An 8,515-nucleotide genomic window follows, 5' to 3' on the forward strand; every position below is an offset into this window, starting at 1 on the left:
AACAATGATTTCGCGAGCCCCGCAGGTAGAAAGCCTCTCAGCGGCAGGCGGAGAAAGCCCCCCGTGCGTGGCCGCCACAATCACATCTTTCGCCCCCGAATGTAGTAGCACTTTCACCGCTTCCGCGATAGTGCCGCCAGTATCGATCAGGTCGTCAACCAGAACGCAGGTGCGTCCCTCAACCGTACCTACTACCCGGTGAGCTACCGCCACATTGGGACGGGTGGTATCCCGAGTCTTATGTACGAAAGCTAGTTCGCAGCCTCCCAGCTTATTAGCCCACTTTTCTGCTACCCGAATACGCCCGGCATCGGGAGAAACAATCGTCAGATTGGTTTGATCCACCCGCCGTTTAACATAATCAATCAGTACCGGCTGTGCATAAAGGTGATCCCACGGGCCATCAAAGAATCCCTGCTCCTGGGCGGCGTGCAGGTCGACACTCATCAACCGGTCAGCACCAGCAGTTTTAAATAGGTCTGCAATTAGGCGGGCAGAGATTGGTTCGCGGCCTTGATGCTTCTTATCTTGCCGCGCGTAGGGGAAGAAGGGTGCAACTACGGTAATGCGCGCTGCCGATGCCCGTTTGAGGGCATCCACCATAATCATCTGTTCCATTACCCACTTGTTCAAAGGTGCGGTATGGGATTGCACCACGTAGCAGTCCGCCCCGCGGACTGACTCTGAGAAGCGTACGTAAATCTCGCCATTGGCAAAGTCGTAGGCAACGGTCGGTAGCACTTCGGTATGGAGCTCTTCGGCGATTCCTTGGGCAAGTTCGGGGTATGCCCGTCCCGGTACAATCAGAAGGTGTTTTTGACCTGCAGATTTAATCCCCGTCATTACGTGTTACCTTTCATTTTCGGCGAGAATTCGCCATACCGTTATTTTGATTGTACAAGTCCTCATGAGTCTTAGAGATTAGTTTCGCAACTGTGGTTGGAACCGCTGGCAAGATTAACTGCCCGTAAATCGCAGCGACGCACCCGCGCGCCCTCCCCAACTTTTACGTCGGTGAGGGAAGTAAACGGCCCGATCTCCGCTCCGGTAGCAATAACCGTGTTTCCATGCAAATCACATCCGGGCAAAACCAGAGCATCAGCAGCAATTTTGACGCTTTTTTCAATCCAAGTGGTTTCGGGGTCAACGATGCTTACCCCCTCTTTCATCAGCTGGTTGAGGATCCGCCGGTTATATTCGCGGTGTAATCCGGCTAGCTGAGCCCGGTCATTACACCCCTCGGCCTGCATATAATCGGTGATCAGATAGGCTCCTGCCCGCCCATTACTAGCCGCTAGGGCGATGGTGTCAGTAAGGTACACCTCTCCTTGATCATTATCGGTACCTAGACCAGAAAGCGCCTGATTTAAGAACTGGGCGTCGAAGGCATAGATCCCGGCATTAATTTCTCGGATACCCCGCTGGTCTTCTTGGCAGTCACGATCTTCGACAATGGCGGTGACTGTGCCCGAATCGGAGCGGATTACCCTCCCGTATCCTCTGGGGTCTGGTACCTGGGTGGTTAGTATCGTCACCTGATTGCCGGATAGCTGGTGGTTTTCCAGCAATTCTTCCAGGGTAGAGCTTTCCAGCAGGGGCACATCACCCGAAGTGATAACCACGGTTCCTGCCAGTTCACCTTGCTGCGCCAATTTATCGAGAGCGCATTGCACCGCCCGCCCGGTTCCCGGAATTTCGTCTTGATCAGCTAAAACTGCCTGTGGATAATTCTGGTTAACATACTGGGCAACCGCCTGACGTTCATGGCGGATTACTACACATAACCAGGTAGGATCTAAAGCAGCAACCGCATCCAGAGCATGCCCCAATAGCGCTTTGCCTGCCAAGGGGTGCAAAACTTTAGGACGCGCAGATTTCATCCGAGTACCTTTACCAGCTGCTAAAACAATCGCTGCAGACGGCGTATTTTCCACGATTTGACCCCTTACAGGTAGCCGGATTGGAAATAGTAGGCACCCGAAATGCCAGTTCCGCCCCCAGGATTCGAACCCGGCTCTCAAGGCACCAAAAGCCCGCGTGTTACCTATACACCAGGGCGGAATACTTCCTCTATCTTACACATTCGAAAAAGTTTCCTAAAACCGTGCCTCTTCCCCTTGGGTTTTTCCTGATTACCTCGTTGATCTTTTTGTCACACCAGCTCTGGGAAGTAACTCCACGCCAGCAGTAAAAGCGAACACTAACCAGCGTTAAAACCCCAGGGAGCGAAAAGAAAAAACGAGGCATAAGCACACAATTTCTGTGGCCAGATCCATATTTTAGGTAAACCTAACTTCGTGACCATATTCATGACAATCAGGCATAGACCATTGTCTCGACTTCAAGTAAACTTAGCTTGTGATTTCACAGAATAATTCCTCCGATGCCACTGACGAAGTAGACCGCATCGTTCTTGCTTGGCAGATTGAGCGTCCCGATCTGGATGTATCTCCTATGGAGGTTTATTCGCGAGTTGCGCGTCTGGCTCGCCACTTGGATTTGGCGCGTAAAGAAGCCTTCAACACTCAAGGTATGGAACCGTGGGAGTTCGACGTTTTGTCAGTGCTGCGCCGCGCCGCCGCCCCCTATTCTTTAACCCCAGGCACTTTGTTGCAGGAACTCTTGGTTTCTTCCGGCACGATGACTAACCGGATTGATCGCCTAGAAAAAAAGGGGCTAGTCAAACGCACCCCTTCCCCGCATGATCGCCGGGCGGTGCTGGTAACTCTTACCGATGAGGGAGTTACGCGGGTGGATTCGGCGCTCAAGGAACTGCTGCAGCGTGAGTCAGAGTTAGTAGCTCCCTTGAACGAGGACGAAAGGAAAGAATTATCTGGCCTGTTGCGGCGGTTACTGCTACCTTTCGAGGGCACCCCGGTGCGCCCGCTGCGCTAAGCCGTCGGCGTTTAACTACCGCTCCCCCACAGACTGTTTCTAGCTACCAACTGGGGACTACCCTGGACAACCCGGCTTATTCCAAACTTTCTGACAGGCGCAACCAGGCCTCTTCTAGCTCTTCGGCCTCACTAACTAATTGGCCGCGGCGCTGATTAAGCTTTTGCAAGTGCTCTAATCCTTCCGGGGAAGTATCGGCAGCTCCTTCGGTTAACTGATGATCTAATTGTTTGAGCTGTTGTTGCAGCTTATCCAGTTTCTTTTCAGTCGCCGAAAGCTCTTTGCGTGCCCGATAAATCTCAGCCCCGCTTTTTTGTGGCGGTTTGTTAGTTGTCGCGTTATCCGCAACGCTAGTTTTATTTGCGCTAGTCCCCTTACCTGTGCCTGCGGATTTCTGGGCAGTGGCTCGCAGCCGCAAATACTCTTCCACTCCCCCAGGTAACGCCGCTAAAGTACCGTCTGCCAGCAGCGCCACTTGGGAATCGGTCACCCTTTGCAGCAGGTAGCGGTCGTGACTGACCACCACCAGCGTGCCGGGGAAAGAATCGAGCAGATCCTCTAACTGCGCCAAAGTGTCGGTATCCAGGTCGTTAGTGGGCTCATCCAGGATCAGCACATTAGGTTCTGCCAGCAGCTGGGAGACGATCTGCAACCGTCGCATTTCTCCCCCGGAGAGATCACTTACCCGCGTCCAGGCACGCTCTTTACTAAATCCCAGCTTTTCTACCAGTTTGGCGGCAGTTATTTCTTGTTCCCCCCACTGGATTCGCTCTTTAATCTGGGAAATTGCCTCCACGACTCGTAAATCGGGATTCATACCGCGGATTTGGGGAATCTGCTCCAAGGTGGCCAGTTGTACGGTTTTTCCGCGTTTAACCTTGCCCGCGGTAGGGGTGAGTTCTCCGCTCATTATCCCCAGCAAAGTGGATTTACCCGCGCCGTTAACCCCGATTACGCCTACGCGTTGACCAGGATTTAGTCGCCAAGTAACCCGATCCAAAATTTTTCGCTTTGATCCGGGATAGGAAAAAGATACGTCCTCTAGTTCGATCACCCGCTTGCCCAGGCGTGCCGAGGCCAAGCGCACTAACTCTACGCTGTCGCGCAGCGGGGGAACATCACTAATCAAGGCTTCAGCGGCCTCAATCCGGAACTTCGGTTTGGAGGTACGCGCCGGGGCTCCCCGACGCAGCCAGGCTAACTCTTTGCGCAACTGGTTTTGGCGTTTTTCTTCCGCCACTTGGGCTTGTCTGGCGCGCTCCATTCGGGCAAGCACATAGGCAGCATAGGAGCCTTCATATTCCTCCACGTGTCCGGGAATCTGCTCCCTGCCATATCCGGGATCAACTCCGGGAACCACCTCCCAAATCCGGTTACAAACTGCATCCAAAAACCAACGGTCGTGGGTAACCACCACTAGCGCTCTGTTTGCGGATCCGACACGGTTATTGAGGTAGTCAGCCAGCCAAGCTACCCCTTCCACATCTAAATGGTTAGTGGGTTCATCTAAAGCCAAAATGGGGGCATCTTTGCCCAGGGTACGCGCCAAGGCTACCCGCCGTTCTTGTCCCCCAGACAATTCCCCACATTTGGTCGCCAAATCTATATCCGGCAGGATCCCCTCATCGATTTGACGCAATTGGGACTGGGATGCCCATTGATAGTCGGGTATATTGCCGTGAACTGCCTGTTTCACTGTCAGCTCGGGGTCGAGCCTTTCTTGTTGAGAAAGGCTCGCAAACCTTACCTCGGGCGCATAGGTAACACTGCCACTATCGGGTTCTTGAGTTCCGCTAAGCAGACGCAATAGCGTCGATTTTCCCGCTCCATTAGGACCTAGAATCCCGATGCGATCCCCAGGAGACAAGCTGACAGTTATTCCCTCCAGTAGACGGCGCGGTCCGGCCAGGGCGCCGGCTTCATGGGTTCCGGCTAGAAAAACGCTCACGTTAACCACTGCTTTCCAGGTATATCGGGGTCACCGGCACTAAAAGCCAGCGGCAGGGCATAGGCAACCTGTTCTAGCTGGGCGAGCTCAGAGGCCAACTTTTCTGCCTTCTCCACGGTTTCTACCAGACAGGCCACGCTGGGGCCAGATCCAGATATAAATGGAATCGCCCCCTGTTGCTCTGCCGCCGCTATAGTTGCCTCTAGCTGCGGAATTAGCGTTATCGCTGGGGCTTGTAAATCGTTACGGATTAGCTTTGTGAGGGCGTCGAGGTCTCCGGCATACAGTGCCTCTAGCAGGGGGGTTATTTCCGGTAGCGTCGGCATTGGTGTCTGCGCGGCGCCCGCCTGGTCAAATTGTTTAAAAACTTGCGGGGTAGGCAGAGTTTGCGGGGAAACCGCCACCACCAGGGGTAAGGGTTTTGCTGGCGGCAGGGGGGTAATCCGATCACCGCGCCGATCCGCGAAACAGGTTCCTCCATAGAGCCCAAAAGGTACGTCTGCACCCAGGCCGGCACCCAGTTCAGCTAATTCCTCTCGGCCGAGCCCGGCTTGCAACACCTGGTTAGCGGCGAGCAACGCTGCCGCGCAATCCGCGGATCCTCCCGCCATACCGGCTGCTACCGGCACCTGTTTTGTCACCTCGATTCGAGCTCCACCTTGGTAACCACAACGGGCGGCTACCAGTATAAACGCTCGGGTAGCGAGGTTGTTAAGCGGATCTAGGTCAGCAAGCGCCTCTTGGTCACGTCCGGGATGGTATCCCACAGCGCCCGGCGGAGCGCTAAAGGAAACTTCCAGATCAATACCGGTAGGCTGCAGAGTTATTTCTACGGTTTCTTTTAGACTGACGCCTTGAAATACCGTGGAGAGCCGGTGATATCCCGCTACTGATTCTCCGCAGGCCAAAAAAAGATTTATTTTACCGTTAGCGCTGGCGGTAGCGGTTTCCTGTTTGGCGTTACCGTCGCAACCAGGCGCGTCGCAAGCGGCGGGTAATACTTCTGCAGGGATTTGCTCGCCGGGAGTTGTCACGCTTTCCGGCAAATTTTCAAAACCTGCAAGCAGCGCCTTCCGCAGCCGGGTGAGTGCCACAAAATCCTTAATCTCCAGGTTTTCAGCGCGCTGGGTAGGATCGATTCCGCCGGCTTTTAGCAGGGGAACCGCCGCTAAGGGCTGAGCCCAAGTTTTGAGACCTGCCCTCAGCATCTTGCGCCGGGAAGCAAATGCCTGGTCGATCAGATTGAAAACTGCTTCCCGCTCAGCTGCTTGGGGCGCTATTAACCACGCCGGTTTCCCTAACGCTGCCTCACTCGGACTGTTCGCGGTCTTTTTAACTCCTGGGGAGGGGAAATAGGGTTGGGTTTTTCGAGTAATTTCTACCAGCGCCGAATCCACATTCGGTTGCGGATAAAAAACACGCCGCGAAATATCGGATCCCATCCGTGCCTGGCCGTACCAGGCAATTTTCACGCTCGGCACCCCGTAGATCTTTGTGCCGGGGCGGGCACAAAGACGCTGGGCTACTTCCTTTTGCACCATCACTAAGGCGCGTTCAATGCTGGGGAAAGTCGCAAATAAATGCAGCAACACGGGCACTGCTACGTTATAGGGCAAATTAGATACCAAAACCGTGGGAGAAAAATCTCTACTCGAGATGGAGGACGCAACCGAGATACTGCCCCCGCGTTCATTTCCAGCGCCCTGCGCGTCCTCGGAAATACTAGTTAATCCTTCTAAATCTGCCGGGAGTAGTTTTAACGCATCTTTTTGCATCAAGTACAGGTTATTGGCAGCGCCCGGGGCATGAGCGCATATGGTTGCCGGTAAGAAACTGGCGAGCCGTGAATCGATCTCGCAGGCCACTACCTGGGCTTCGGCTTCTAGCAGACCTAAAGTTAACGATCCTAATCCCGGGCCAACTTCCAGTACTTGTTCACCAGGTTGGATGCCCGCTTCCCGTACGATCTTGCGGATAGCGCTAGGCTCAGTAACAAAGTTTTGTCCCAACTGTTTGGTTGGACGGATATTAAGCTTGCGGCACAGCTGATGGATTACGCTGGCGGTCAGCAAGTTAACGGGGAGGTTTTTTTCCACCCCTCTAGCTTACTAGTACCAGTTGACCCGTTCTGAATGCTGCCAGGCACCGCAGGGGTCACCGTAACGTCCCGCGATATAACCTAGTCCCCACTCGATCTGTGTGGCGGCGTTCGTACGCCAATCGGCACCGGCAGAAGCCATTTTGCCTCCTGGTAGAGCCTGGGGAATCCCGTAGGCACCGGAACTGGAATTCCGCGCGGCCGCATTCCATCCCGATTCCCGGTTCCATAGTTTAACTAGGCAGGTGAACTGCCCTTCAGACCATCCGCGAGCAATCACCTTTTCATGGGCGATCTCTTGCGCCTGACCTGCAGGTACTACCGAACCATACGCTTCAGATTCCGAGGTTTCTTCGGGCCCAACCCGCACTATCTTCGGCTCGGCTTTAACCAGGGTAGTTACTTGCTCTGGCGATTGGAAGGCCACGGCTCCATCAACTTTTTCGACGAAAGTACTTTTCGCAGTGACTTCTTCTTTGCCTTCATCCTCTACGACTTTGGTTCCGGGCGCTAAGGTTTGGTCGGCTACTTCTTTAACGGGAGGAGCTGAAACCTGCTCTTGCTTAGTGATCCCCCGCTCCACGCGAGAAACCTTTATGGTGGCTGCATTAGAGCTGGTTTCTTCCACCACTACCCGATCCAGAGCTGCCAATTCAATCCCGGCGGCCTGCGCCGCTACCCGCGGATCTGCGCCCTCTTGGTAGGCACCGCCCACTTCCTTGCCGTCAACCCGGAAAGTTGCTTTTAGCTTGGGAGAGTCGTGGTTGTCTACTCCCCAATCAATCTTCGCATCCTTAGTTCCTTGCAACACCACCGGGCGAGCATGCACAATTTTTATCTTTTGGTTACGAGACATCTGAGTGTCGAGGGCGGGAACCACCTGGTCGTATTGACCAACTTTGATTCCCATATCCGAAACCACCTGCTCCACAGTCCGATTCATGGTTTGTACTTGGCGGCTAGCTCCGTCAACCGTAACCGTGACCGTCTTGTATTCACTGGCCACGGCGATGCCCCCACCCAAGACAATGGCGACGGCGATACCAGCAAAGATCGCCGTCATTTTCGCGCTGGTGCGTCGATGTTTCCTGCTCACGTGGTTCCTCACTGTGTCGCTGGTACCGATGACTCGGTAATATTTCTAATTTCCCTCTAACTGTAACCTGATCGTTATAAAATTACTACCTGTTTGTGACCTACAGCTAGTGGCCGACTACCGGTTATTCTAGTACCCCCGCCCAGGTTTGTGAAGATGCTTTAACTATCCGTTAATCAGCGAAAGCTGCGACTGCCTCGCCATATACCTCGCGGGTATTATTTACCAGCTGCCACGCCATATCAATTTCGGTAAAACCAGTGATCTCTGCCAGTTTACGCACTGTCCACACCGTCATATAGGAGGCATTCGGCTGCCCGCGATGTGGATGGGGCGTTAAATAGGGGGCATCGGTTTCTACCAGCAAAAGTGAAGGAGGCATCACCCGCGCCGCCTCGCGTAGCCACTCATTGGCGTTATAGGTAACCGGTCCGGCAATCGAGGCATACCAACCATTGTCCGCTAACACCTGCGCAAT

General features: G+C 54.1%; 7 protein-coding genes and 1 tRNA gene. 1 reads left to right on the forward strand and 7 read right to left on the reverse strand.

Annotation, left to right across the window (positions count from 1 at the left end; translation table 11 throughout):
* From RDM26_RS08035 to RDM26_RS08045, 3 genes are all read right to left on the reverse strand, one after another.
* Positions 1-843 (reverse strand): ribose-phosphate diphosphokinase (locus RDM26_RS08035; RefSeq protein ID WP_307738450.1); only part of this gene is annotated, 843 nt, incomplete at its 3' end.
* 71 nt (positions 844-914) lie between these two features.
* Complete coding sequence (locus tag RDM26_RS08040) at positions 915-1,934, reverse strand: NTP transferase domain-containing protein (RefSeq protein WP_307738451.1); 1,020 nt, start codon at positions 1,932-1,934, stop codon at positions 915-917.
* A gap of 55 nt (positions 1,935-1,989) precedes the next feature.
* Positions 1,990-2,061, reverse strand: a tRNA-Gln gene (locus RDM26_RS08045).
* 297 nt (positions 2,062-2,358) lie between these two features.
* Here RDM26_RS08045 and RDM26_RS08050 point away from each other — a divergent pair.
* Positions 2,359-2,895, forward strand: a complete 537-nt coding sequence (locus RDM26_RS08050; RefSeq protein ID WP_278619411.1) for a MarR family winged helix-turn-helix transcriptional regulator — start codon at positions 2,359-2,361, stop codon at positions 2,893-2,895.
* 76 nt (positions 2,896-2,971) lie between these two features.
* Here the strand turns inward: RDM26_RS08050 and RDM26_RS08055 are convergent, their stop codons facing one another.
* The 4 genes from RDM26_RS08055 to RDM26_RS08070 all read right to left on the reverse strand — a co-directional run.
* On the reverse strand, positions 2,972-4,843 hold the full coding sequence (locus tag RDM26_RS08055) for an ATP-binding cassette domain-containing protein (protein ID WP_307738452.1): 1,872 nt from the start codon (positions 4,841-4,843) through the stop codon (positions 2,972-2,974).
* Entirely contained in the window at positions 4,840-6,939 is a 2,100-nt protein-coding gene (gene rsmA / locus RDM26_RS08060; protein ID WP_307738453.1) for a 16S rRNA (adenine(1518)-N(6)/adenine(1519)-N(6))-dimethyltransferase RsmA, read from the reverse strand. Before rsmA ends, RDM26_RS08055 begins: the two co-directional genes overlap by 4 nt.
* 12 nt (positions 6,940-6,951) lie before the next feature.
* The gene (locus RDM26_RS08065) at positions 6,952-8,037 is read right to left on the reverse strand and encodes a ubiquitin-like domain-containing protein (RefSeq protein WP_307738454.1); all 1,086 of its coding nucleotides are present in this window, start codon (positions 8,035-8,037) and stop codon (positions 6,952-6,954) included.
* A 172-nt stretch (positions 8,038-8,209) separates the two neighbouring features.
* The coding region (locus RDM26_RS08070; protein ID WP_307738455.1) for a TatD family hydrolase at positions 8,210-8,515 on the reverse strand (306 nt) is incomplete at its 5' end.

This window comes from uncultured Varibaculum sp. (assembly GCF_902489465.1).
Classification (GTDB): domain Bacteria; phylum Actinomycetota; class Actinomycetes; order Actinomycetales; family Actinomycetaceae; genus Varibaculum.